This is a genomic window from Kitasatospora sp. NPDC028961 (assembly GCF_055564815.1).
On sequence record NZ_JBVHVO010000013.1, the window covers coordinates 189565 to 215320 of the forward strand.

Genomic DNA, 25756 nt, shown 5'->3' on the forward strand with positions numbered 1-25756 from the left:
GGGAGTCGGGGTGCGGCTTTCGCGAGGTCCGGGCGGTGGTTCGTCAGCGTACGTCGTCCGGGTGGACGACCTCGGTGATGCCCCGGGCGGCCAGGTGGGCGCGGTCCTCGGCGCGCTCGGCGAGCACCGCGGTCGGCCGGGCGCCGGCCTCGGCGAGGCGCATGAACGCCTCGAAGACGGTGCCGCCCGGGCCGCAGACCGAGCGCTTGGGCGAGGTGACGTCGTCGCCGGTGGCGACCACCACGGCGGTGGTGCGCGGCCGGGGCGGCCGCCGGTCGGCGCGCAGGTCCGCGACGGCGGCGGCGAGCCGGGCGCCGGCCGGTTTGACCCGGCGGTCGGTGGTGAGCAGGCCGAGGCTGTACTCCAGCTCGGGGAAGTCGGCCAGCGAGCGGTCGACGTCGTGCGAGCACCACCAGGTGACGCCCCAGAGGTCCGGGCAGTCCAGCACGGCCGCCACCGTGTCGCCGGTGAACCGGGCGGCGTCCTCGGCGGTGATGTGCGGGGCCGGCGCGCCGACCTCCTGCAGCCAGACCGGGCGGTGCGGGTCGTCCGCCCAGGCCTTGGAGAGCTCGACCAGGTAGGCGGCGTGCTGGGCGGTGGCGGTGGAGTGCGCCCCGTAGCGCTGGGCGGTGCCGTTGAACACCCAGGAGTGCACGGCGGTGGCGGCGCCGAGCCGGGCCGAGTGCCAGGGGGTGAACGGGTGCTCGTCCAGGTACCAGGCGGCGTCGTAGGAGGCGTGCAGGTGGAGCCGGCCGGGCGCGCCCTGCTCGCAGGCGGCGAGCATCCGGCGCAGCCAGGCGTCGACCTGCCCGGGGGTGGCCCGGTCCGGGTCGGGGTGCGGGTCGCCGGAGAACTGGTTGACCTCGTTGCCGACCGTCATGCCGAGGAAGTTGGGCCGCTCGTGCAGGGCCGCGGCCAGGGTGCGCAGGTAGGCGGCCTGGCCGTCGATCACGTCCGGGTCGGTGAAGAGGTTGCGGCGGTGCCAGGTCTGCGTCCACGAGGGCTGGAAGTCGAAGCTCGACAGGTGGCCCTGGAGGCCGTCCACCGCGACGTCCAGGCCGCGCTCGCCAGCCGCGTCCACCAGCTCGGTCAGCTGCTCGACGGCGCGCGGGCGGATCAGCGTCCGGTTCGGCTGGAAGACGGGCCAGAGCGGGAAGACCCGGACGTGGTCCAGGCCGAGCGCGGCGATCGAGTCGAGGTCGGCGCGGACGGCGTCGAGGTCGAAGTCGAGCCAGTGGTGGAACCAGCCGGCGCTGGGCGTGTAGTTGACGCCGAAGCGCGGGGCGGCGGGGGCCTGGGTGTGCTCCCCGGCCCGGTCCTGGGCGCGGTCCTGCGGGCGGTCCTGAGCGGCGGTCATGCGCGGTGGGCTTCCTCGGTGGGTGCGGCCGTCGCGGGTACGGCGACGGGTCGGGCGGATGGCGCGGCTACCCCTTGACGGCCCCCTCCTCGACGCCCCTGAAGAAGAAGCGCTGGCAGACGCCGAACACCACGACGATCGGCAGGAAGGCGATCATGGTGCCGGCCGCGATCAGCCGGGGGTTGGCGCTGAACGTGCCGTTGAGGTACTGGAGTCCGACGGTGAGCGTGTACTTCTGCGGGTCGTTGAGCACGATCAGCGGCCAGAGGAAGTCGTCCCAGGCGCCGATGAAGGTGAAGATGACGATCACGCTGAGCATGCCGCGCACGTTCGGCAGGCCGATGTGCCACAGGCGCTGCCAGACGGAGGCGCCGTCCACCAGGGCGGCCTGGTCGAGTTCGGGCGGGACGGCCGCGAAGGCCGTCCGCATCAGCAGCACGTTGAGCATGGCGATCGCGCCGGGCAGGGCGACGCCGGTCAGCGAGTCGGCCAGGCCGAGGCTGCGGACCGTCACGTACTGGGAGACGATGGTGACCTCGCCGGGCAGGACCAGCGTGGCGAGGAAGAGGCCGAAGACCAGCCGGGCGCCGCGGAAGCGCAGTTTCGCCAGGGCGTAGCCGGCCAGGGTGGTGCCGACCACGTTGCCGAAGATCGCGATCGCGGCCACGACCAGCGAGTTGGCCGCGTACGTCCAGACCGGGATGGTGTCGGCGACCTTGCCGTAGTTGGCGAAGGTGAGGTCCTGCGGGAAGAAGCTCGGGTGCTTGGTGTAGACGTCCTCGCCCGGCCCCTTGAGCGAGGTGGAGAGCTGCCAGAGGAACGGGCCGATCACCAGCAGCAGGACGACCAGCAGGAGCAGGTAGCGCAGCGCGGTCTGGGCGGGGGAGGGGGAGTTGAAGCTCCGGGCGCGCCGGGCGGCGACGGGGCGGTCCGCGGGCTCGCGGGGAGCGGGGACCGGGGCCGTGGCGGGTGCCTGGGCGGGCCCGGTGGGGGTGGCGGGTCGGGTCACGGGGTCAGTCCGCCTTCCGGTTCAGGCGCGTCAGGAGCAGCATCGGGCCGAGGGTGATGACGAACAGCAGCAGGCTGAGCGCCGAGGCGTAGCCCAGGTGGCCGGTGAAGCCGCGGCTGTACATCTGGATCAGCATCACCACCGACATGTCCCGGCCGCCGGGGCCGCCGGTGCCGTTGGAGAGCACGTACAGCTCGGAGAAGACGCGCAGCGAGGAGACCGAGATCAGGACCGAGATCAGCATCATGGTGGGGCGCACCCCGGGCAGGGTGACGTGCCAGAACCGGCGGAAGGCGCTCGCGCCGTCGACCGCGGCGGCCTCGTGCAGTTCGCGGCCGACGTTGGCCAGCGCCGACAGGTAGATCACCATGTAGTAGCCGAGGCCCTTCCAGGTGGTCAGGGCGATCGAGCTGAGCAGCAGCAGCCAGCGGTCGGTCAGGAACGCGACCGGGGAGTCGGCCAGCCCGGTCTGCTGGAGCAGGCCGTTGACCAGCCCGCGGTCGTCGAGCACCCAGCCCCAGATCAGCGCCACCACGACGGCGGAGGCGATCACCGGGGTGTAGAAGGCGGTGCGGAAGAAGGTGATGCCGGGCAGCTTGCGCTGCACCAGCAGGGCGAGCAGCAGCGGCAGGACGGTCAGCAGCGGGAGGCAGATCAGCAGGTAGACGATGCTGTTGAGCAGGGCGTCGGCCAACTGCTCGTCGCTGAAGATGCGTTCGTAGTTGGCGAGGCCGGTGAACCGGCCGCCGCCCAGGGGCTTGGCGTTGGTGAACGAGAGGATCACCGTGTTGATCGTCGGCCAGAGGTTGAAGACGACCAGCCAGATGATCGCGGGCCCGGCGAGCAGCCAGGGGGTGAACCAACGCCGGTGGGTCATACCGATGCCTTCCTGGGGCGGGGAGGGTGGGTCCCCGGGGGTGGTGCGGTGCGGGCCGGGGCCGTCGGGCCGGGGAGCCGCGGCCGGGGCCTGCGGCAGGGGTGTCGCGGCCGGGGCCCGGCGGGCCGGGGCGGTGCCGGCGGCCGGTGCGGCCGGTGCGGGTGGTGCGGCCGGTCGGGGGGTGGCCGGTCGGTGCGGTCGGTGCGACCGGTGCGGGTGGCCCCGGCGGGCGGCGGCTCCTGGGGGAGGACGCCGCCGCGCCACCGGTACGGGGTACGGCCGGGGGCTCGTCCGGGGGTCGGATCAGCCCTTGAGCAGCTGGTTGCAGCGCTCGACGGCGGTGTCCAGGGCCTGCTTCGAGGTCGCGTCGCCGCTGATCGCCAGGGCGATCTGCTGCTTGATGACGGTGCCCATCGCGTCGTCGACCTCGACCGGCTGGAGGATCTTCGCCTTGGCCAGCGAGGTGAACGCGACGACCTTGGCGTCACCGGCGTTGGTGCCGTCGCTCTTGCTGAAGAACGGGTCGCCGGCGGACGCCTTGGTGGACGGGAAGATGCTGGTCAGGTGGGCGAACTTGGCCTGGTTCTCGGCGCTGGTGACCCAGCGGGCGAGGGCCACCGCGGCGGCCGGGTTCTTGCTGTTCCTCGGGACGGACAGGCCCTGGACGTAGAGCGGCGGCGTGCCCGTCGCGGGGGAGGAGACGATCTTCGGGGCGAGGGTCGGGTTGTCGGTCGCGACGCTGGTGATGAAGTTGGCGCCACCGGTGGTCCAGCCCGCGGTGCCGGCGTTGAAGAGCTTGGAGTTGCCGGCGTAGGTGTCGGTCAGGACGTCCTTGGGCAGCAGGCCCTCCTTGAACGCCGCGCGGTACTTGTCGAGCAGCGCGGCGGCCTCGGGGGTGTTGAAGGTGAAGGACTTGCCGTCGTCCGACATCACCTTGACGCCGGCGTTGACCAGGTCGCCGAGGCCGGGCTTGCGGCTCATCAGGTAGGTCGAGCCGTCCGACTTCTCCTTGAACACCCGGGCCTGGGCGATCAGTTCGTCCAGGGTGCCGGGAAGGGCCTTGGGATCCAGGCCGTTCTTCGTCAGCAGCTCGGAATTCCAGTAGTTCACATCGGTGTTGAGGTACCAGGGGTAGCCGTAGGTGCCGTCCATGCCGCGGAAGCGGTAGGCGTCGACGCCGCCCGCGACGTACTCGTCGGCGAGCTTCGGGTCGGCCTTGGCGATGTCCAGCAACTGGTTCTGCCTGGCCAGCGGGAGGGCGAAGTCCGGCGGGAGGTTGACCACGTCGGGCAGGCCGCCGGCCGCGGCCTGGCTGAGCACCTTGTCCGAGTAGCCGTCGCCGGGCTGGTCGAGCCAGTCGACCTCGACGCCAGGGTACTTCTGCTTGAAGCCGTCGATCACGCTCTGCATGTAATCGGTGAACTTCGGCTTGAGTGCCCAGGTCTGGAGCGAGACCTTGCCCTTGACGTCACCGGTGGCGGCCGCACTCGCCGCGGTGTCGTCGCTCTTGGTGTCGGAGCCGAGTCCGCAGCCGGTGAGCGTGGCGGTGGTGACCGCCGCCATCGTCAGTGCCGCCCAGATTCTTCGCATGAGGGTCTCCCGGTCCAGGGGGTGGGTGGGGGATTGTGCTGACGTACAGAACCTGACTTACTAAACCGGTCTAGCTGTTGCAGGGACTATGCTCCCGCCTAAACTTGGATGTCAAGAGAGGAGTCGGATTCTGTGGGCAGACCGACCATCGCCGACATCGCGCGCCAGGCCGGGGTCTCGAAGGGCGCGGTGTCCTTCGCGCTCAACGGGCGCCCCGGGGTGAGCGAGGCGACCAGGGCCCGGATCCTCCGGGTCGCCGAGGAGATGAACTGGCGGCCGCACAGCGCCGCCCGCGCCCTGGGCGGCGCCCGGGCCGACGCGGTCGGGCTGGTGATCGCCCGCCCCGCCCGCACCATCGGGGTCGAGCCGTTCTTCAGCCAACTGCTCTCCGGCCTCCAGGCGGTGCTCTCCGCCCACGCGGTCGCGCTGCACCTGATGGTGGTCGAGGACACCGCCGCCGAGATCGGCGTCTACCGGCGCTGGGCCTCCGAGCACCGGGTCGACGGCTTCATCGTGGTCGACCTCCAGGTGCGCGACCCGCGGCTGGAGGCGCTGGAGGAACTCGCCCTGCCCGCCGTGGTGCTGGGCGGCCCCGGCAAGGGCGGCGGGCCGCTGCGGATCTGGGCCGACGACCGGGAGGCGATGCTCTCGATCGTCGACTACCTGGCCGCGATCGGGCACCGCCGGATCGCCCACCTGGCCGGCCTGCCGCACTTCCAGCACACCCAGCGCCGGATCCGCGCCCTGCGCGACGCCTCCCGGCGGCTGGACCTGGAGGAGGCGGTCTCGGTGCCGACCGACTTCAGCGACGCCGAGGGCGCGGCCGCCACCCGGGCCCTGCTCTCCCGGCCCCGGCGGCCCACCGCGATCGTCTACGACAGCGACGTCATGGCGGTGGCCGGCCTGGGGGTGGCCGGCGAGATGGGCGTGGCGGTGCCCGGGGAGCTGTCGATCGTCTCCTTCGACGACTCGGTGCTCGCCCGGATCGTCCACCCGCCGCTGACCGCGCTCAGCCGGGACACCTTCGCGCTCGGCGAGCAGGTCGCGAGCAGCCTGCTCGCGGTGATCGACGGGACCGGCCCCGGCCGGGACCTGCAGATGCCCACACCGCGCCTCACGGTCCGCGAGTCCACCTCGCCGCCGGCCCCCGAATCACCCTCAGGGGTGGCTGTTGCCGGGGCCGTTGACAGTCGGTCTGAACCGGTTTAGCCTCGCAGCGCCGAGCCGGTCCGCTCGGCGCGCCACGGTGGGCGGGAGTCGGGCGGCTCCCGGCCCGGGCCGCTGCGGCCGGGGCGGCGGGGGCGTCGTGCCCGTGCTGCCCCGTGTGCCCCCTGGGCGGGAACCGGTTGCGCGGCCGTTCTGCCTTCCTCGTACCGCCGTTCCCCGTTCCGCTGTGCCTCGCACCGTCGGCCCCTCGGCCGTCCGGCACCGAGCGGGCCTGGGCCGGCCGGGCGGCGATTCCCCGCGATCGGCGCCACCGCACCCGCACCACCACGCCCACCCGCACCACCGCACGTACCTCGCACATGCATCCGGACCGCCCCTCGCGGGCGGCTCCGCCCCCACCCTCCTCCGCTCGATCGGAGCCACCGCATGTCACGACGTCTCCCCCTCCTGCTGAGCGCCGCCCTCGGGGCCGCCGTCCTCGGCGCCGCGCCCACCGCCCACGCGGATCCCGCTCCGGCACCGGCCACCCCGGCCGCCGCCGCGGCCGCCGGCACCCAGCCCTACGCCTCCTACTGGTACCCGAACACCATCCTGAACTGGGACCCGGCCACCGACCCGGACGCCCGCTTCAACCGGTCCCGCGTCCCGCTCCGGCCGCGCACCAGCGACCCGGCGCTCAAGGCCAACCCCAACGCCCGGGCCGGCGAGGGCAAGGTGGCCTCGCTGGTCTCCTTCGGCCCGACCTCCAACAACCCCTCCCAGGGCTCGGCCGACCCGAACTACTACGCCTTCGGCTACTGGCAGTACGTCGACAAGCTGGTGTTCTGGGGCGGCTCGGCCGGAGAGGGCCTGATCCTCGCCCCCAACCCGACCGTCATCGACGCCGCGCACCGCAACGGCGTCAAGGTCTACGGCACCGTCTTCTTCCCGCCCGCCGCCTACGGCGGTCAGCTCCAGTGGGTCCGCGACTTCGTCCAGAAGTCCGGCTCCCGCTACCCGGTCGCGGACAAGCTCACCCAGGCCGCCCAGTACTACGGTTTCGACGGCTGGTTCATCAACCAGGAGACCGGCGGCGGGGATTCGGCGCTGGCCGGTGAGGTGCGCAACCTCATGCAGTACACCAAGGCGCAGACCGGCACCGAGTACATGTGGTACGACGCGATGACCGAGTCCGGCTCGGTGTCCTGGCAGAACGCGCTGACCTCCGCCAACGACTCCTTCCTCCAGGACGGCGCCAAGCGGACCTCCGACTCGATGTTCCTGAACTTCAACTGGAGCTCCGGCGGGCTGGATTCGTCCCGCTCGCTGGCCCGCGGCCTCGGCCGCGACGAGTACGACCTCTACTCCGGGATCGACACCGAGTCCAACGGCTACAACACCGGCGTCGACTGGAACGCGCTCTTCCCGGCCGGCAAGGCGCACACCACCTCGCTCGGGCTCTACCGGCCCGAGTGGACGTGGAAGTCCGCCACCGACCGCGCCGACTTCTACGCCAAGGACTCCCGCTACTGGGTCGGCGCCAACAACGACCCGTCGAACACCGCCACTTCGTCGAGCTGGAAGGGCCTGTCGACCTACATAGCCGAGTCCTCGCCGATCACCGCGAAGCCCTTCGTCACCAACTTCTCCACCGGTCAGGGCGACTTCTACAACGCCGGTGGCGGCCGGGTCGCCACCGGCGGCTGGAACAACCTCTCGCTCCAGGACGTCCCGCCGACCTACCGCTGGCTGGTCGGTTCCAGCGGCACCAAGCTGACCCCGTCCGTCGACTTCACCGACGCCTACGAGGGCGGCTCCTCGCTGCGGCTCAGCGGCAAGCTGGACGCCACCAACACCGTGCGCCTCTACCAGAGCAGGCTGCCGGTCGCGGCGGACAGCAAGCTCTCGCTGGTGCTCAAGACCCCGGCCGCCGGGGCGACCGGGTTGAAGGCCGCGATCTCCTTCACCGACGCACCGGGCACCTTCACCACCGTCGACGTCGGCGCGAACTCCGGTACCGGGTGGGAGCGGCACACCCTCGACCTCTCCGGCTACGCCGGCCGCACCATCGCCCAGATCGGCCTCCAGGTCGAAGGCTCCAACCCGGCCTACGACCTGAGGGTCGGTCAGCTGGCCGTCTACGACGGCGCGGTGGACGCGCCGGCCGCGCCGAGCGGCCTCACCGTGCTCGGCGCCAGTGACGTGGTGGCCGGCTCCAGCCAGTCGCTGCGGCTCTCCTGGACGGCCTCGGCGAGCGGTTCGGTGCACCACTACGAGCTGTACCGGCGCAACGCCGACGGCAGCCGCAGCTACCTCGGCGCGACGCCGTCCGACGCCTACTTCGTCAACAAGCTGGAGCGGGCCGGGACGGAGAGCGCCACGACCGTCGAGGTGGAGGCGGTCTCCACCGAGTACGGCCGCTCCGCCGCCGCCACCACCACGGTCTCCTGGACGGGCACCCCGCCGGTCGGCGGCAACCTGGCACTGAACCGCCCGGCCACCGCCTCCGGCCAGTGCAACGGCAACGAGACCCCGGCCAAGGCCGTCAACGGCACCGTGAACGGCGGCAACGGCGACAAGTGGTGCACCACCACCTCGGCCAAGTGGCTGGAGGTGGACCTCGGTTCGGCCAAGCCGCTGAGCAGGTTCGTGGTGAAGCACGCCTCGGCCGGGGGCGAGAGCCCGGCGTACAACACCCGGGACTTCACCATCCAGGTGCGCGACTCCACCGCCGACGCGTGGAGCACCGTCGCCACCGTCACCGGCAACACCGCCGGGACCACCACCCACCCGGTGAGCACCACGGCCCGCTACGTCCGGCTCTCGGTGACCAAGCCCACCCAGGGCACCGACCCCGCCGCCCGGATCTACGAGTTCGAGGCCTGGGGCGCGTAGGGCTCGTCCGACGGTTCCCGCCGCGCGCTGATGCGACGGGAACCGTCGGACCAGACCCGGTCCCGGCTCCCGACCCGCTCCGTCTTCCGAAAGGACCCACCCCGTGCCGGTCACCATCACCGCCGTCGAGAGCACGGACCTCTTCACCGGCCCCGAGGACGCGCCGCGCCAGCTGCTGCGCGTGACCCTCGACGGCCCGCCCGCCCGGATCACCGTCACCGGCCCGGGCGTACGCGGCGAGAAGGCCGGCACGGGGCTGGTCGAAGTCCCCCTGGAGATCACCGGCGCCGAGCCCGGGGCCCGGATCCCGGTCCTGGTGACCGCGGCGACGGACGGCGTCACCGCGACCGCCGAGGCCGTCGTCGAGGCGGCCGAACCCGGCTGGACGATGTACCTGGTCTCGCACTTCCACTACGACCCGGTCTGGTGGAACACCCAGGCCGCCTACACCTCGCCCTGGGAGCTGCTCTCCGCCGACGCGACCACCCGGCCGCTCTGGGAGCGCAACGGCTTCGCGCTCGTCGACGCGCACCTGGACCTCGCGCTGCGTGACCCGGTCTACCGGTTCGTACTCGCCGAAGTCGACTACCTGAAGCCCTACTTCGACCAGCACCCGGAGCGCCGCGCGGCGCTGCGGCTGCTGCTGGAGCGCGGTCAGGTGGAACTGGTCGGCGGCACCTACAACGAGCCCAACACCAACCTCACCGGCGCCGAGACCACCATCCGCAACATCGTCTACGGCATCGGCTACCAGCGCGACATCCTCGGCGGCGACCCGCGGACCGCCTGGCAGCTGGACGTGTTCGGCCACGACCCGCAGTTCCCCGGCCACCTCGCGGCCGCCGGGCTCACCGGCAGCGCCTGGGCCCGCGGCCCGTTCCACCAGTGGGGGCCGATCCAGAAGAACTTCCGCGAGGCCAAGGACGATGCCCGGGTGATGCAGTTCCCGAGCGAGTTCGAGTGGATCGCGCCCTCCGGCGACGGCGTGCTCACCCACTACATGCCGCACCACTACTCGGCCGGCTGGTGGATGGACTCCTCCGCCGACCTCGCCACCGCCGAGCAGGCCGTCTACGAGCTGTACCGCAAGCTCAAGCCGGTCGGCGCGACGAAGAACCTGCTGCTGCCCGTCGGTACCGACTACACCCCGCCGAACAAGTGGGTCACCGAGATCCACCGCTCGTGGGCGCGCAAGTACCTCTGGCCGCGGTTCGTCTGCGCCACCCCGCGCGACTTCCTGGACGCCGTCCGCGCCGAGCTGGCCGCCACCGGCCGCCGGCCCAGCCCGCAGACCCGGGACATGAACCCGGTCTACACCGGCAAGGACGTCTCCTACATCGACACCAAGCAGGCCCAGCGGGCCGCCGAGGTCGCCGCCGTCGACGCCGAGAAGCTCGCCACCCTGGCCACCGTGCAGGGGCTCGGCCGCTACCCGGGGGCCGCACTGGACAAGGTCTGGCGCCACCTCGCCTACGGCGCCCACCACGACGCGATCACCGGCTCGGAATCCGACCAGGTCTACCTCGACCTGCTCGGCGGCTGGCGCGAGGCGTACGACCTGGCCGCCGATGTCCGGGACCGGTCGCTGGACGCTCTCACCGGCCGGATCGACACCGCCGGCATCGGTTCGGCCGTCGTCGTCACCAACACCCTCTCCTTCGACCGCACCGACCTGGTCGCCGTCCGGCTGCCGCGGGGGCGCTCCCGGGCCGTCCTCGTCCTGGACGACACCGGCGCCGTGGTCCCCAGCGCCGTGGACCGGGGCACGCTGCGCTTCCTGGCCGCCGGGGTGCCCGCCCTGGGCTGGCGCACCTGGCGGCTGGTCCCCTCCGCCGACGGGGTCGAGGACACCGCCTGGTCGCGCGCCGAGGGCCACACCGTCGCCAACGCCCGCTACCGGGTGACCGCCGACCCGGCCCGGGGCGGCGGACTGACGTCCATTCAGGACCTCTCGCACGAGAGGGAGTTGATCCAGAGCGGCCGGATCGGCAACGAGCTGCGGGTGTACGAGGAGTACCCGCAGCACCCCGACTTCGGCGAGGGCCCGTGGCACCTCGTCCCCAAGGGGCCCGTCCTCGGCTCCGGCGGGCAGCCGGCGAGCGTGCGCCGCGAGACCGGCCCGCTCGGTGAGCGGCTGGTGATCGCCGGCACCGTGGACGGCGTCCGGTACGAGCAGACCGTGACGCTCTGGCGGGGCGTCGACCGGGTCGACTGCCGGACCAGGGTGGTCGACTTCTCCGGCGCCGACCGCCTGCTGCGGCTGCGCTTCCCGGTCGACCTGCCCGGCGCGCTGCCGGTCAGCGAGGTCGCCGACGCGGTGGTCGGGCGCGGTTTCGCACTGCCCGACGTGGACTCCGCCGAGGCGCCCTGGACCCTGGACAACCCGGCCAACACCTGGTTCGGCCTGGGCTCCACCGCCCGGGTCGCCCTGACCGACCCGGCCGGCGCGCCGCTCGGCGAACGCGCCCTCGGCGTCGCCGAGGTGATCGCTCCCGACCTCGACTCCGCCGCCGACGCCCGCGACCTGGTGGTCGCGCTCGCCCGGATCGGCGTCACCGCCACCACCTCCGGCGCCGACTGGGCCCGCTACGGCTGGCTGGACGTCGACTCCAACCTGCCGGACTTCCGGATCGTCCTCGGAGGTCCGGAGGCCAATACCGCCGCCCGGGAGCTGATCGAGCGGGCGGGCGAGGAGTACGCCACCGTGCTCAGGACGCACGGCGCCGTCTGGGTGCCCGCGCTGACTCCGCTGGCCGAGGTCTGGCAGCCCGGCGCCGACCTGCGCGACCTGCGGGCGCTGCCCGCCCTGGTGGTGACCGACCCGGCCGCGCTGGTCCACGACCTCGCCGACGCCCGGATCACCGCCGTCTGCCCCGGAACGCTCGACCCGGCGGAGCGGCTCACCGACCACAGCGTCGGACTGCTGAGCTTCGGCCTGCCCGGTTTCGCGGTCGACGCCACCGGCGCGCTGCACCTCTCGCTGATGCGCTCCTGCACCGGCTGGCCCTCCGGCGTCTGGATCGACCCGCCCCGGCGCACCCTGCCCGACGGCGCGTCCTTCCAACTCCAGCACTGGACGCATGAGTTCAGCTACGCGCTGGTCGGCGGCGCGGGGGACTGGCGGGCCCAGGCGCTGCCCGCCCAGGGGCAGGAGTTCAACCACCCGCTGTACGCCCGGATCGCCCCCGCACGGAAGGGGCCGTTGCCCGCCACCCTCTCCTGGCTGCGGGTCGAACCCGCCCGGGAGGTGCTGCTGGGCACCCTCAAGCCGACCGGCAACCCGATCGCGCACGGCTCGGCCGCCGACCCGGGCGACGGCCGCCTCACCGTCCGGCTGGTCGAGTCCACCGGCCTGGGCCGCACCGCCACCCTCGGCGGCGCCCTCGGGCTGACCGACCCGCACCGCGCCGACCTGCTGGAACGGCCGCTGGACTCCGTCGACGGGGCCCTGGACCTCGCCGGTTCGCAGATCGCCACCGTGCTGGCCCGGCCGAGCGTGGCCGCCGCCCCGGCCGGCCCGGTGCTCGGCGCGGTCGCCGAGGTCGCCCAGCCGGTCCACGCCCGCTACTGGCTGCACAACCGGGGCCCGGCGCCACTCGGTTACCTCCCGGTGTCGGTCGGCGTCTCGCCCGGCCTGCTGCGGACGGCCGGGCCGGGCGAGCCGGTCGAGCTCTCCGTCGCCCTCTCCTCCCAGCTGCGGGACGCCGCGGTGGAGGGCGCCGCGCTGATCCTGCCCCCCGAGGGCTGGACGGCGAGCCTCGGCGCCCGCCCCTACCGCCTGGAGCCGGGCAGACACCTGCGCTTCCCGGTCACGCTCACCCCGCCGGCGGCGGTCGAACCCGGGCTGTACTTCGCCGCCGTCCGGATCACGCACGAGGACCAGCGGATCGAGGACGTCGTCACGCTCGCCGTCGGCGAGCTCCCCGGCCTGCTGCCCGCCCCCGGGGAGACGCCCGAGGACTGGACCGCCGCCCAGGGCACCGAGTCCATGGACGGCCGCGACACCGGTCTCACCGTGACGGTGGCCGAGGAGCGGCTGCGGCTGACCCTCGGCGGCCGGGCCACCCTCGCCGTCCGGCTCGCCAACCGGACCCGCGGCGAGATCCGGGGCGAACTCCAGCTGGTCTCACCCTGGGGGACGTGGGAGGCGGTCGGCGCCCCCGTCCGCGGCTTCACCCTCGCCGCCGGTGCCACGGAGACCGCCGCCTTCGAGCTCGCGGCTCCCGAGGACGCCGAGCCGGGTGCCTCCTGGGCGCTGGCCAAGGTGATGTGGTTCGGCCGCTGCCAGTACTCCCCGGCCGTCGCCCTGGTAGTGGAGCCGTGACCGCCGGGGCCCCGGTGGCCGACGCCCTCGGTCTGCTCGACGGCCGCCCGCTGCCGCGCACCGAACTCGACCGCCGCCTCGCCGCCCTGCGGTCCGGCCCGCGCTCCGCCGCCCTGCCGCGGCCCGGCAGCTCCGAGGACCGCCAACTCGCCCGCTGGGTCGCCCAGGTGGTGCTGACGGAGGAGCTCTGCTCCACCGTGTGCACCGAGCGCGGGCTGCCGCTCGGCACCGACACCCCCGCCCGCCTCGACCAGCAGGCCGCCGTCGAACTCGGGTCGATCACGGCCGCCGCGTACGAGGGCAGCACGGCCGTCCGGGCGGTCTTCGAGGCCGTCACGGCGGACGTCCGGCCCCGGGCGGACGAGGTGGCCCACTACCGGGCGATGACCGCCGACCGCCCCGCTCCCGCCCTCTGGCGGCTCGGCTTCCCCGACGGCGGCGGCTGCGAGGCCGACCCGGCGACCCTCCCGCTCGCCCTCGCCGAGGCCCTGCGCGCCGCCGGGCCGGGCGCCTGGGTCACGGCGGGCGGGTGGACGGCGGCCCTGCTCGCCGTCCACCCGCCGGGGGAGGAGGCCGGCGACCCGGCTCCCGCCGTCCGGGCCGCCGCCCGCCGCGCCGCCTTCGTCCGCTGGCTCGACCGCACCCGCGCCGCCCGGCTCACCCTGCTGCCCGGCCTCGAACACCCCGGCGACCCGGCCCAGCCCGACAACCACCACCGGCACTGACGCCAGGCCGCGCCGTCAGGGCAGCAGCGAGACCTGGTAGTGGGCGATGGACCAGCTGTCGCCCGCCCTGCTCAGCAGGACGCCGAGGTTCACGGTCAGCGTCGGCCGGTCGACGAAGGCGAAGTCGACGGCGAGGTAGCCGAGCAGGAGGCCGTCGGTGAGCCGCCTGGTCTCCAGGACGCGGTAGTCGGCCGTCATCCCGGGCGGCTGGGAGGCGTAGTAGGCGGCGACGCCCGGCCGCCCGACGCTGTACGGGTGCAGGCCCTGGAAGACCGCGTCCTCGGTGAAGCAGGCCGCGACCGCCTCGGGCCGATGGGCGTCGACGGCCGCCTTCCAGCGGTCCAGCACGCCCCGCAGCACGGCGGTGTCGCTCATCGGACGCCCTCCGCCCCGGGGTCGCTCGGGTGCGGCGACAGCGGCGTGACGCGGTCGCGCCGCCAAGCCCGCAGCGGCATCGAGGCCAGGAGCCGTTCCAGCCGCTCCGCGTCGGGCGCGCTGAACAGCCCCCAGGTGCGCCACTCGCCGGGCGTGAGCGGCGGCCGCCAGAGCCGCAGCAGGCTCCCCTGCGCGGCCAGCTCCCCGGCCCGGACGGCCTCCCGGGCCCGCATCCGCGCCACCTCCTCCTCGCTCGTCCCGTCGGGGACGGTGGTCACCATGTCGACCAGGAACTCCATCGGGAATCGGGATCCTCTCGCTCACCCCTCCGCCGTCGCTCGGCTGCTCGGAGTATCGGCGACCACCCCGACCGCACCCGGCACCGCCACGCGGGAGCGGCGGCCGGGCCGCCCGCGCGGTGGCGAGTGCGGTCGGTGACGGGTGACGCGGCGCCCCGGAGCTGGCCGGGGCGCCCCCAGCTGGGCCGCAGGCGCGCAGCGAGCCGGGGAGGGGTGGCGGCAGTATGGTCGGTTCAGGGTGATTTGTCTGACCCCGTGACCGGGCCCGAGGCACTCGGGTGGGTCAGGGGGAGGAGGTGGGACCCATGCCGCACTCCTCCGACGGCCCGGCCCCGGGCGTGGCGCCAGTGGCGACCGGCTCGGGTGCGGGCGAGAAGGGGCTGAAGACCGGTGCGCTCGGTCTGGTCTCCTCGGTCGCCATCGGGCTGGCCTCCACCGCGCCCGCGTACAGCCTCGCCGCGACGCTCGGCATCATCGTGGTGGGGGTGGGGTTCCAGGCGCCGATCGTCACCATCCTGGCGTTCATCCCGATGCTGATGATCGCGTACGCGTACAAGGAGCTGAACGCCTCCGATCCGGACTGCGGCACCACCTTCACCTGGGCCGCCCGGGCGTTCGGGCCGCGCACCGGCTGGATGGGCGGCTGGGGGATCATCGTCGCCGACATCATCGTGATGGCGAACCTGGCGCAGATCGCGGGCGTGTACGGGTTCCGGCTGGTGGGGCTGGACTCGCTCGCCGACAGCACGGTCTGGACGTCGATCGCCGGCGTGGTCTGGATCGTCGTGATGACGGCGATCTGCTACGTCGGGATCGAGATCTCCGCCGCCCTGCAGCGCTGGCTGCTGTCGATCGAGGTGGTGATGCTGGTCGTGCTGTCGGTCACCGCCCTGGTCAAGGCCTACGGCAGCGGTGCGCCCGGCACGGCGGCCCACGTCAGCGCCTCCTGGTTCAACCCCTTGGACATCCCCTCGGCCGGTGCCTTCACGGCCGGGATGCTCGCCGCGGTGTTCATCTACTGGGGTTGGGACACCGCCGTCTCGGTCAACGAGGAGACCGCCGACGCGAAGCGCACCCCGGGGCGGGCGGCCGTCATCTCCACCGTGCTGCTGCTGTTGATCTACACCCTGGTGTCCACCTCGGCGCTGTCGTTCGCGGGGATCGGCACGGAGGGCATCGGACTGGGCAACGAGGAGAACTCCGGGGACGTGCTGTCCGGCCTCGGCGACGCGGTGTTCGGCACGGCGGGCTTCGGCGGGTTCCTCAGCAAGCTGCTGATCTTCATGGTGCTGACCTCGGCGGCGGCCTCCACCCAGACCACCATCCTGCCCACCGCCCGGACCGCCTTCTCGATGGCCGCGCACAAGGCCGTGCCCGCCGCGTTCGGCCGGGTGCACCCCCGCCACCGCACCCCGACCTGGTCGACCGTCGGCATGGGCCTGGCGTCGATCGCCTTCTACGTCCTGCTGACCGCGATCAGCGGCAACGTCCTGGCCGACTCGATCGCCTCGGTGGGGCTCGGCATCGCCTTCTACTACGGCCTGACCGGCTTCGCCTGCGTCTGGTACTACCGGCGGGTGCTGACCAGGAGCGTCAAGGACTTCGTCTTCAAGGGGCTCGTCCCGCTGCTGGGCGGCTTGGTGCTGCTGTACTTCTTCTGCTACGCCGCGTTCGACGTCTACGCGGCCGCCGACTACGGGGCGACCTCGATCGATCTGCCGCTCATCGGCGAGACCGGCGGGGTGACCGTGATCGGCATCGGCGCCCTGCTGCTGGGCGGTGTGCTGATGCTGGTCCAGTGGGCCGTGCAGGGCTCCTGGTTCCGCCACCCGGACGTGCCGGTGAGCGCCGCCGACCCGGTCGACGCGCCGTAGCCTCCCCGGGGCGTGGCCGGCTCGCGGGCGACCAGGAATGAAGCGGGGCCGGCGGGGCAGGCGGAGGGCGCCCCGGTCGACCGGCCGGGAGCCCGGCCCACAGGGAGGTTGTTCCCCATGACGCTGATCTGGGCGCTCGTCGTCGGACTCGTCGTCGGTCTGCTCGCCAAGCTGGTACTGCCGGGCCGTCAGCCCGTTCCGCTCTGGCTGACGGTGCTGCTGGGGCTGGTGGGCGCGCTGCTCGGCAATCTGCTCGCCTCGGCGGTCGGCGTGCGGCACACGGACGGGGTCGACTGGATACGCCACCTGCTCCAGGTGGCCGCGGCCGCCGTGCTGATCTCCGCCGTCACCCCGGCCTACCTGGGACGGCGCCACTGACGCGGCCGGCGGGGCGGTGCGGGGGCAGGGTTGCACCCGAGGGGCGCGGACCGGTTCGGTCCGCGCCCCTCGGGTGTCGCGTCAGCGCCCCCGGTGGGCGGTGATCAGGTCGGCGTAGCGCCGGCCGCTGGTCTTCACCGTCCGCCGCTGGGTCGCGTAGTCGACGTGGACGAGGCCGAAGCGCTTGTCGTAGCCGTACGCCCACTCGAAGTTGTCCAGCAGCGACCAGGCGAAGTACCCGGCCAGCGGGGCGCCCTGGGCGGTGGCCCGGGCGCAGGCGGCCAGGTGCTGCTCCAGGTAGGCGGTGCGCTCCGGGTCGTGGACGCTGCCGTCGGGGCCGACGGTGTCGCGGTAGGCGGAACCGTTCTCGGTGACGTAGATCCGCCGCGCGCCGTACTCGCGGGTGAGGCGCAGCAGCAGCTCCTCCAGCCCGGGGGCGTGCACCTCCCACGGCATCGCGGTCCGTTCGGGGCCGGGGCCGGGCAGCTGGCGGAAGTGCGGGGCGGGGCCGGTCGGGTCGTCGGCGACGATCTGGCGGAAGTAGTAGTTCAGGCCGATCCAGTCCAGCGGGGCCCCGATGAGGTCGAGGTCGCCGTCGCGCACCGGCAGGTCGACGCCGTAGGCCCGCACCATGTCCTCGGGGTAGCCGCGGCCGAGGACCGGGTCCAGCCACCAGCGGTTGATGTGGCCGTCGGCGCGGACGGCGGCGGCCCGGTCGGCCTCGGAGTCGGTGGCGGCGGTCACCGGGCTGAGGTTGTTGACGATGCCGATCCGGGCCCCGGCGACGCTCTCGCGCAGCACCTGGACGGCCAGGCCGTGGGCGAGGTGCAGGTGGTAGGAGGCCCGGACGGCCGCGGTGAGGTCGGTCAGGCCGGGGGCCATCGCCCCGTCCAGGTGGCCGATCCAGGCGGAGCAGAGCGGTTCGTTGAGGGTCGCCCAGTCGGTCACCCGGTCGCCGAGCCGGGCCGCCACCGCGGCGGTGTACTCGGCGAAGCGCTCGGCGGTCTCCCGGACGGGCCAGCCGCCGCGGTCCTGCTGGGCCTGCGGGAGGTCCCAGTGGTAGAGCGTCGGGAAGGGCGTGATGCCGGCGGCCAGCAGGGCGTCCACGAGGCGGTCGTAGAAGTCCAGGCCGGCGGTGTTGACCTTGTCGTCGGCGAGCGGCACCACCCGGGGCCAGGCGATCGAGAACCGGTAGGCGTCGAGGCCGAGCCGCTTCATCAGCGCGACGTCCTCGGGCCAGCGCCGGTAGTGGTCGCAGGCGGTGTCGCCGGTGTCGCCCCCGGCGACCTTGCCGGGGGTGTGCGAGAAGGTGTCCCAGATGGACGGTGCGCGGCCGTCGGCGTCCACCGCCCCCTCGATCTGGTAGGCGGCGGTGGCCGCGCCCCAGAGGAAGTCGTCGGGGAGGGCGCTGAGGTCGTTCACGGCGAGCCTTTCGCTCAAGGGGAGGTCGGGGAGGGTCACTTGACGGCTCCGGCGGTGAGCCCGGCGACCAGGTAGCGCTGGAGCAGCAGGAAGCCGGCGACCACGGGCACGCTCACCACCAGCGAGGCGGCCATCACCTGGTTCCAGTACACGTCGCTGAGGGTGGCGTAGCCGCGCAGGCCGACGGCGAGGGTGCGGGTCTCGTCGTTGGTGAGTACGGAGGCGAACAGCACCTCGCCCCAGGCGGTCATGAAGGCGTACACCGCGACCGCCACGATGCCGGGCACGGCCGCCGGGACGATGATCCGCAGCAGCGCCTGGACCGGCCCGCAGCCGTCGACCAGGGCGGCCTCGTCGAGGTCGCGCGGGATGGAGTCGAAGTAGCCGACCAGCATCCAGATCGAGAACGGCAGCGAGAAGGTGAGGTAGGTCAGGATCAGACCGCCCCGGCTGCCGTACAGCGCCACCCCGGTCGCGTTCCCGACGTTGACGAAGATCAGGAAGAGCGGCAGCAGGAAGAGGATGCCCGGGAACATCTGGGTGGAGAGCACGGTGACGGTGAACAGCCGGCGGCCGCGGAAGCGGTAGCGGCTCACCGCGTAGGCGGCGAGGATCGCGACCAGCACCGAGAGCACGGTGGCGCCGCCCGCCACGATCAGCGAGTTGACCAGGTACCGGCCGAGTGGGATGGTGCGCCAGATGTCCAGGTAGGGCCGGAGGGTGACGGTGCTCGGGATCCACCGGAACGGTCCCTGCACGTCCTGCAGCGGCTTCAGCGAGCTGCTGAGCATCACCAGGACGGGCGCGGCCGCGAAGAGGGCGAGCGCGGTCAGCAGGATCCGGCGGATCCAGCGGAAGGACGCGGGCGGGCCGATCATTGCGCATCCCTTCGGCGCGAGGTGAGCAGCAGGTAGCCGGAGGTCACCAGCAGCAGGAAGAGCAGCAGCAGGACCGACATCGCGGAGCCCGCGCCGAAGTTCCAGGTGACGAAGGAGGACTGGTAGATGTGGACCGAGATCAGGTCCGCCGCCTCCGGCGCCGACCGGCCGAACAGCACGTACGGCGTGTTGAAGTCGTTGAACGTCCAGAGGAACAGCACCAGGACGAGCACCAGGTTGACCGGGCGCAGCGAGGGCAGGGTGATCCGGCGGATCTGCTGCCGGACGCCGGCGCCGTCCAGGGCGGCGGCCTCGTAGAGCTCGCGCGGGATGTTCTGCAGGCCCGCGGTGAGGGTGAGGAAGGCGAACGGCCAGCTGCGCCAGACCGAGACGGTGACCAGGGCGGTGAAGCTGTTGTCGCCGAGCAGCCAGAACGGCTTGTCGTCGACCAGGTGGAGCTGGTCGTGCAGCACGTGGTTGATCAGGCCGGTGTCCCGTTGGAACATGAACGACCAGGTGATGACGGCGGCGTAGACCGGCAGCGCGTACGGGAGCAGGAACAGGGCGCGCAGCAGGCCGCGGCCGCGGAAGGTGTCCTGCATCATGATCGCGGCGGCGGTGCCGAGCAGCCAGGAGAGGCCGACGGCCAGGGCGGTGAAGGCGCAGGTGACCCAGAAGGAGTGCAGCAGGGCCCGGCCGACGGGGGCGTGGAAGTCCACCGCCATCCGGTAGTTGGCGAGACCGGCCCAGGGGGCGGCGGTCCAGTCCCGGAGGAAGAACTGGGTGAGCTGTTTGAAGCTCATCACGATGCCGACCACCATCGGCACCAGGTGGATGAGCAGTTCGAGCACGAGGGCGGGGAGCAGCAGCAGGTACGGCAGCGCGCTGCGACGGGGGAGGAGGCGCTTGCGGATCACTTCACTTGGCCGGCATCTGCTGCTGGGCCTTGGTGAGTTCGGCCTTCACGGACTCGTCGGTGACGGCCTTGCCGCCGGCGGCCGCGGCGAGCAGGTTCTTCACGGCGGTGCCGACCAGGGTCTCGAACTGGCTCTCGTCGGCGACCTGCGGGAGCGGTTGGGCGCTCGTCGAGAGGACGTCGGTGAGGGCCTTGAGTTCGGGGGTGGCGAAGGCCGGATCGGCCTGGGCGTCCTTGACCGGCGGGATGGAGCCGTACGTCCGGTTGAGCTGGGTCTGCTCCTCGGTGCCGGTCATGAACTTGACGAAGGAGAGCGCGCCGTCGGTGTTCCTGGTGTTCTTGAACACGGCCAGGTTGATGCCGGCGACCATCGAGGTGGTGGCGCGTCCGCCGGTGGCGCCGGCCGGGACGGGGACGGGGGCGACGCCGTAGTCCTCGGGGTTCATGCCGTGGGACTTGAGGTTGGCGCCGGCGGCCTGCCACATCAGCATGGCGGCCTTGCCGGTGGCGAAGTCGGTGACGGACTGGTTGTTGGCGTACTCGGCGTTGCCGGGCGCGGCGATCTTCTCGGTGCCGAGCAGGCCGACGTACTGTTTGACGGCGGCGACGGCGCCCGGGCTGTCGAAGGCGGGCTTGCCGGCCGCGTCGAAGAAGTCGGTGCCCTGCTGCTTGGCGAGGACGAAGGCGTGGTGGACGTTCTCGGAGACGTTGCCGCCCTCCAGGGCGATGCCGTGGCGGTCGCCGGTGGTGAGCTTCTTCCCGTCGGCGACCAGCTCCTCCCAGGTGGCCGGGGGCTTGTCGAGGCCGGCCTCGGCGAAGAGCTTCTTGTTGTAGTACAGGCCGTAGGCCATCGAGTACAGCGGGACGGCGGCCGGGTCCTGGCCGGGGGCGCCGGCCGAGGCGAGCGCGGCGGGCAGGAAGCGCTCCTTGCCGCCGATCCTGCTGAGGGCGGCCGCGTCGAAGGGGAGCAGCGCGCCGGTGGCCTGGAGCGAGGCGGACCAGGTGTTGCCGATGTTCAGCACGTCGGGGCCCTGGCCGGAGCTGGTGGCGGCGAGGATCCGGTTGAGCAGGTCGGCCCAGGGGATGACCTCCAGCTTGACCTTGATGCCGGTCTGCTGCTCGAACTTTCTGAGTTCCGGCTCCAGGACCTGCCGGTCGTTCTCCAGACTGGTGCCCTGGTTGGAGGCCCAGTAGGTGAGCGTGCCGGGGCTGCTGTTGTCTCCGCCGCCGGACGTGGAACCGCCGCCGCAGGCGGTGGCGGTGAGGACCAGGGTGGCGACCAGGGCGGTGGCCGCAGCGACTCGGCTGATGGGCATGACCGATTGCCCCTCTCGGGCGGGGTGGGCGGGTTCGGGTGAAGTGCCTTGATGGAATGCTTACTTCAGGCCGTGATTTAACGTGTGAGAAAAGCTTCCGTCAAGGGTTCGGACAGCGATAGATTCGGATCAGGAGGGAGATGCCATGACCGTGCGAGGCAAGAAGACGGTGCGTGACCTGCGCAGGGGCAGCCGGTCGGCGCTGCTGCGGCGGCTGTACTTCGACGGGCCGCTCAGCCGGCAGGAGCTCGGCGTGATCACCGGGCTCAGTGCCGGTTCGATCAGCAACGTGACCGGCGAGCTGCTCGCCGACGGGCTGATCGAGGAGTGCGGCTCGGTGGAGTCGGACGGCGGCCGCCCCCGGATCCTGCTCCGGGTCGCCGCCGGGCGGGCCCGGCTGGTCGGCGTGGATGTCGGGGAGACGCAGGTCAGGGTCGCCCTGTTCGACCTGGCCCGGACCGAACTGGCCGCCAGCGACCGGCCGCTCTCCGACTGCGGCCACGACGTGGACCACGTGGTGGAGCTGATCCTGTCCGGACTGGCCGAGGTGCTGGAGCGCACCGGCACCGATCCGGCGACCGTGCTCGGCGTCGGCATCGGCGTCCCGGGCATCGTCGACCAGGGCGACCCGGCCCCGGACGGCCTCGGGATCGTCGTGCACAGCCAGACCGTCGGCTGGGAGGGCGTCCCGCTCGGCCGGCTGCTGAGAGCCGGTACCGACCTGCCGCTGTTCGTCGACAACGGCGCCAAGACGCTCGGCCAGGCCGAGATGTGGTTCGGCGCCGGGCGCGGGGTCCGGCACGCGGTGATCGCGCTGTTCGGCTCCGGGGTCGGCGCCTGTGTGATCGCCGACGGCGTGCGCTTCCGCGGCGCCACCAGCAGCGCCGGCGAGTGGGGCCACACCAAGGTGCACGTCGGCGGCCGGCGCTGCCGGTGCGGCGCGCGCGGCTGCCTGGAGGCGTACGTCGGCGCCGAGGCGCTGGTCGAGCGGTGGGGCGCGGCGCCGCCCGGCGGCGGCGAGAAGGCCGGGCTGGCCGCGCTGCTGGCGGCCGCCGAGGCGGGCGAGCCGGCGGCCACCGGGCTGCTGGCCGAGGCGGCGGAGTACCTGGGCGCGGCGATCGCGGACCTGGTCAACCTGTTCAACCCCGAGCGGATCGTGATCGGCGGCTGGGCGGGGCTGCTGCTGGGTCCCCGGCTGCTGCCCGCGATCCGCGCCGCCGCCACCGAGTACGCGCTGCGGTTCCCCCGGGAGCAGACCTCGATCGTGCTCGGCATGCTCGGGCCGGAGGCGGTCACCGTCGGCGCGGCGACCCTGCCGCTGACCGACTTCCTGGACTCCGGCGGGGAGTTCCCGCGTCGCGCCGAACCGCGGGCCCGGGAGGTGCGGGCCACCCCCGCCTGACCTGGCTTCTTCCGCTGATCCGTTGGCACACCAGCAAGTTCACGGTGTGAGGAAAGTCGGCGCGAAGGGTTGACACCCCCGATCGGCAGCCCCGAGACTCCCGGTCGGGGGCGCTCCCCGAGCCCGGACGACGGGCCGGTGGCGCTCCGTCGGACCTCCGGCGGCCGTCCACCCGTGCCCGGCCGGCCACCACCTGCCGAGCCCGGCCGGCCGACCGTCGACCGCCCGGCCGCCCCGTCGTTCCCCCACGCCCGGTACCTGCGCCGCACCGGGTGCGGGCCGTGGCGCGCGCCCCCACACCCCACTCACCCCCACCGCAGGAGAAGCCCATGAGGCTCGCTTCAGCACGCCCCCGCAGGGCCCCGGCCGCACTGGCCGGCCTCGCCCTGCTCTCGGGCGCCGTCCTGGCGCTGCCCGCGCCGGCCGCCCACGCCGCCGACACCCTGATCTCCCAGGGCCGGGCGGTCACCGCCTCGTCCACCGAGAACGGCGCCACCCCGGCCGCCTACGCCGTCGACGGATCCACCGGCACCCGCTGGTCGTCCGCGGCGAGCGACCAGCAGTGGCTCCAGGTCGACCTCGGAGCCAGTGCCGCGCTCACCAAGGTGGTGCTCACCTGGGAGGCGGCGTACGGGCGTTCGTACCAGATCCAGGTCTCGGACGACGGATCGAGCTGGCGGACGCTCTACAGCACCACCACCGGCAGCGGCGGCACCGAGACGCTCGCCGTCTCCGGCAGCGGCCGCTACGTCCGGATGAACGGCCTGGCCCGGGGCACCGGATACGGCTACTCGCTCTGGGAGTTCCAGGTCTACGGCGCCTTCACCCCGGGCGGCGCCGACTGCGGCAGCACCGACGCCGCCCAGGGCCGGCCCGCCACCGCCTCGTCCGCGGAGAACGCCGGCACGGCGGCCGGCAACGCCGTCGACGGTGACCCGGGCACCCGCTGGTCGTCCGCGGCGAGCGACCAGCAGTGGCTCCAGGTCGACCTCGGCTCGGTCCGCCCGCTCTGCCGGGTGGTCCTGAACTGGGAGGCCGCGTACGGGCGTTCCTACCAGCTCCAGACCTCGGACGACGGATCGAGCTGGCGGACGCTGTACGCCACCGCGACCGGTGCCGGCGGCACCGAGACGCTCGCCGTCTCCGGCAGCGGCCGCTACGTCCGGATGAACGGGCAGGCCCGCGGCACCGCCTGGGGGTACTCGCTCTGGGACTTCCGGGTCAACACCACCGACGGGCCGACCGTGCCGCCGGTCCAGGGCGGCGGCGACCTCGGCCCCAACGTGCTGGTCTTCGACCCCGCCACCCCGGGGATCCAGGCCAAGGTCGACGCGGTCTTCCACCAGCAGGAGGCCAACCAGTTCGGCAGCGAGCGCTACGCGCTGCTGTTCAAGCCGGGCACCTACAACAACCTCAACGCGCAGCTCGGCTTCTACACCTCGATCGCCGGCCTCGGCCTGAAGCCGGACGACACCACCATCAACGGCGATGTCACGGTGGACGCCGGCTGGTTCAACGGCAACGCGACGCAGAACTTCTGGCGCTCCGCCGAGAACCTCGCGCTCAACCCGGTCAACGGCACCGACCGCTGGGCCGTCGCCCAGGCGGCGCCGTTCCGCCGGATGCACGTCAAGGGCGGCCTCAACCTGTCGCCCGACGGCTACGGCTGGGCCAGCGGCGGCTACATCGCCGACAGCCGGATCGACGGCACCGTCGGCAACTACTCCCAGCAGCAGTGGTACACCCGGGACAGCGCGGTCGGCGGCTTCTCCAACGGGGTCTGGAACCAGGTGTTCTCCGGCGTCCAGGGCGCGCCGGCACAGGGCTTCCCCAACCCGCCCTACACCACGCTCGACAGCACACCGGTCTCCCGCGAGAAGCCGTTCCTCTACCTGGACGGCAACGACTACAAGGTGTTCGTCCCGGCCAAGCGGACCGACGCCCGCGGCGTCTCCTGGGACGGGACCCCGCAGGGCGGTTCGCGGCCGCTCAGCCAGTTCTACGTGGTCAAGCCGGGTGCCACCGCGGCGACCATCAACGCGGCGCTGGCCCAGGGGCTCGACCTGCTCTTCACCCCCGGCGTCTACCACGTCGACCGGCCGATCGAGGTGAACCGGCCCGACACCGTGGTGCTCGGCCTCGGCCTGGCCACCGTCGTCCCGGACAACGGGGTGACGGCGATCAAGGTGGCCGACGTCGACGGCGTCCGGCTGGCCGGTCTGCTGGTCGACGCCGGAGCGGTCAACTCGCCCTCCCTGGTGCAGATCGGGCCGGACAACGCCGCCGCCGACCACGCGGCCGACCCGACCACCCTCCAGGACGTGTTCATCCGGGTCGGCGGCGCCGGCCCCGGCTCCGCCACCGCCGGGATCGTGGTCAACAGTGACGACGTGATCGTCGACCACAGCTGGATCTGGCGGGCCGACCACGGCGCCGGGGTCGGCTGGACCACCAACCCCTCCGACTACGGCCTGCTGGTGCGCGGGGACGACGTGCTCGCCACCGGCCTGTTCGTGGAGCACTTCAAGAAGTACGACGTCGAGTGGTCCGGCGAGCGCGGCCGGACGATCTTCTTCCAGAACGAGAAGGCGTACGACGCGCCGAACCAGGCGGCCGTGCAGAACGGCGCGACCAAGGGCTTCGCGGCCTACAAGGTCGACGACGGCGTGACCACCCACGAGGGCTGGGGCCTCGGCAGCTACTGCTACTTCAACGTGGACCCGACCATCCGGATGGACCACGGCTTCGAGGTCCCGGTCCGGCCCGGGGTGCGCCTGCACGACCTGTCGGTGGTCTCGCTGGGCGGCAACGGCCAGTACGAGCACGTGGTCAACGGCACCGGTGGCGCGACCTCCGGCACCGCCACCGTCCCGTCCACCGTGGTCGCCTTCCCCTGACCGGTCCCTGAGCGGCCCTGCACTGACCGTCTCCGACCGGCCGTCCCCGACGGTCGCCCCGCAGGCCGGCCCGCCC

General features: G+C 73.0%; 18 protein-coding genes. 8 read left to right on the forward strand and 10 right to left on the reverse strand.

Annotated features, from left to right (window positions below; genetic code table 11):
* Positions 1-43: 43 nt before the first annotated feature.
* The 4 genes from ACZ4UX_RS22840 to ACZ4UX_RS22855 all read right to left on the reverse strand — a co-directional run bounded on the left by ACZ4UX_RS22840 (position 44) and on the right by ACZ4UX_RS22855 (position 4833).
* Positions 44-1357 carry a glycoside hydrolase 5 family protein gene (locus ACZ4UX_RS22840; RefSeq protein WP_465707993.1) on the reverse strand — a complete coding sequence of 438 codons (1314 nt, stop codon included), beginning with the start codon at positions 1355-1357 and terminating at the stop codon, positions 44-46.
* A gap of 67 nt (positions 1358-1424) precedes the next feature.
* Positions 1425-2366, reverse strand: a complete 942-nt coding sequence (locus ACZ4UX_RS22845; RefSeq protein ID WP_465707994.1) for a carbohydrate ABC transporter permease — start codon at positions 2364-2366, stop codon at positions 1425-1427.
* A gap of 4 nt (positions 2367-2370) precedes the next feature.
* Positions 2371-3243 carry a carbohydrate ABC transporter permease gene (locus ACZ4UX_RS22850; RefSeq protein ID WP_359803926.1) on the reverse strand — a complete coding sequence of 291 codons (873 nt, stop codon included), beginning with the start codon at positions 3241-3243 and terminating at the stop codon, positions 2371-2373.
* Between the two features lie 303 nt (positions 3244-3546).
* Positions 3547-4833: an ABC transporter substrate-binding protein gene (locus ACZ4UX_RS22855; RefSeq protein WP_352295524.1), complete on the reverse strand. Its 1287-nt coding sequence runs from the start codon at positions 4831-4833 to the stop codon at positions 3547-3549.
* A 132-nt stretch (positions 4834-4965) separates the two neighbouring features.
* Between ACZ4UX_RS22855 and ACZ4UX_RS22860 the strand changes: the two genes are divergently transcribed.
* The 4 genes from ACZ4UX_RS22860 to ACZ4UX_RS22875 all read left to right on the forward strand — a co-directional run bounded on the left by ACZ4UX_RS22860 (position 4966) and on the right by ACZ4UX_RS22875 (position 13923).
* The gene (locus tag ACZ4UX_RS22860; protein ID WP_359803927.1) at positions 4966-6042 is read left to right on the forward strand and encodes a LacI family DNA-binding transcriptional regulator; all 1077 of its coding nucleotides are present in this window, start codon (positions 4966-4968) and stop codon (positions 6040-6042) included.
* Positions 6043-6426: 384 nt separating this feature from the next.
* Complete coding sequence (locus ACZ4UX_RS22865) at positions 6427-8874, forward strand: endo-beta-N-acetylglucosaminidase (protein WP_465707995.1); 2448 nt, start codon at positions 6427-6429, stop codon at positions 8872-8874.
* A gap of 103 nt (positions 8875-8977) precedes the next feature.
* Positions 8978-13198, forward strand: a complete 4221-nt coding sequence (locus ACZ4UX_RS22870) for a glycoside hydrolase family 38 N-terminal domain-containing protein (RefSeq protein ID WP_465707996.1) — start codon at positions 8978-8980, stop codon at positions 13196-13198.
* Entirely contained in the window at positions 13195-13923 is a 729-nt protein-coding gene (locus ACZ4UX_RS22875; protein WP_465707997.1) for a DUF7158 domain-containing protein, read from the forward strand. The genes ACZ4UX_RS22870 and ACZ4UX_RS22875 overlap by 4 nt, the downstream gene beginning before the upstream one ends.
* 15 nt (positions 13924-13938) lie before the next feature.
* Here the strand turns inward: ACZ4UX_RS22875 and ACZ4UX_RS22880 are convergent, their stop codons facing one another.
* Both ACZ4UX_RS22880 and ACZ4UX_RS22885 read right to left on the reverse strand, forming a co-directional pair.
* Positions 13939-14298, reverse strand: coding sequence for a nuclear transport factor 2 family protein (locus tag ACZ4UX_RS22880; protein WP_380392621.1), 360 nt, complete (start codon positions 14296-14298; stop codon positions 13939-13941).
* Positions 14295-14597, reverse strand: a complete 303-nt coding sequence (locus ACZ4UX_RS22885; protein ID WP_465707998.1) for a muconolactone Delta-isomerase family protein — start codon at positions 14595-14597, stop codon at positions 14295-14297. Before ACZ4UX_RS22885 ends, ACZ4UX_RS22880 begins: the two co-directional genes overlap by 4 nt.
* A gap of 305 nt (positions 14598-14902) precedes the next feature.
* Here ACZ4UX_RS22885 and ACZ4UX_RS22890 point away from each other — a divergent pair, with 305 nt between their 5' ends.
* The gene (locus tag ACZ4UX_RS22890; RefSeq protein WP_465707999.1) at positions 14903-16471 is read left to right on the forward strand and encodes an APC family permease; all 1569 of its coding nucleotides are present in this window, start codon (positions 14903-14905) and stop codon (positions 16469-16471) included.
* Between the two features lie 117 nt (positions 16472-16588).
* Positions 16589-16849, forward strand: coding sequence for a GlsB/YeaQ/YmgE family stress response membrane protein (locus ACZ4UX_RS22895; RefSeq protein ID WP_329486380.1), 261 nt, complete (start codon positions 16589-16591; stop codon positions 16847-16849).
* Positions 16850-16930: 81 nt separating this feature from the next.
* Here ACZ4UX_RS22895 and ACZ4UX_RS22900 read toward each other — a convergent pair whose 3' ends face one another.
* The 4 genes from ACZ4UX_RS22900 to ACZ4UX_RS22915 are packed head-to-tail and all read right to left on the reverse strand — an operon-like array spanning position 16931 to position 21381.
* The gene (locus ACZ4UX_RS22900; protein ID WP_352298037.1) at positions 16931-18271 is read right to left on the reverse strand and encodes a GH1 family beta-glucosidase; all 1341 of its coding nucleotides are present in this window, start codon (positions 18269-18271) and stop codon (positions 16931-16933) included.
* A gap of 35 nt (positions 18272-18306) precedes the next feature.
* The gene (locus tag ACZ4UX_RS22905; RefSeq protein WP_329486379.1) at positions 18307-19149 is read right to left on the reverse strand and encodes a carbohydrate ABC transporter permease; all 843 of its coding nucleotides are present in this window, start codon (positions 19147-19149) and stop codon (positions 18307-18309) included.
* Positions 19146-20066: a carbohydrate ABC transporter permease gene (locus ACZ4UX_RS22910; protein WP_329486378.1), complete on the reverse strand. Its 921-nt coding sequence runs from the start codon at positions 20064-20066 to the stop codon at positions 19146-19148. Before ACZ4UX_RS22910 ends, ACZ4UX_RS22905 begins: the two co-directional genes overlap by 4 nt.
* A gap of 1 nt (position 20067) precedes the next feature.
* Complete coding sequence (locus ACZ4UX_RS22915) at positions 20068-21381, reverse strand: extracellular solute-binding protein (protein WP_329486377.1); 1314 nt, start codon at positions 21379-21381, stop codon at positions 20068-20070.
* 145 nt (positions 21382-21526) lie between these two features.
* Here ACZ4UX_RS22915 and ACZ4UX_RS22920 point away from each other — a divergent pair, with 145 nt between their 5' ends.
* Entirely contained in the window at positions 21527-22783 is a 1257-nt protein-coding gene (locus tag ACZ4UX_RS22920) for an ROK family transcriptional regulator (RefSeq protein ID WP_396486595.1), read from the forward strand.
* Positions 22784-23112: 329 nt separating this feature from the next.
* Positions 23113-25680: a discoidin domain-containing protein gene (locus tag ACZ4UX_RS22925; protein WP_465708000.1), complete on the forward strand. Its 2568-nt coding sequence runs from the start codon at positions 23113-23115 to the stop codon at positions 25678-25680.
* Positions 25681-25756 lie beyond the last annotated feature (76 nt).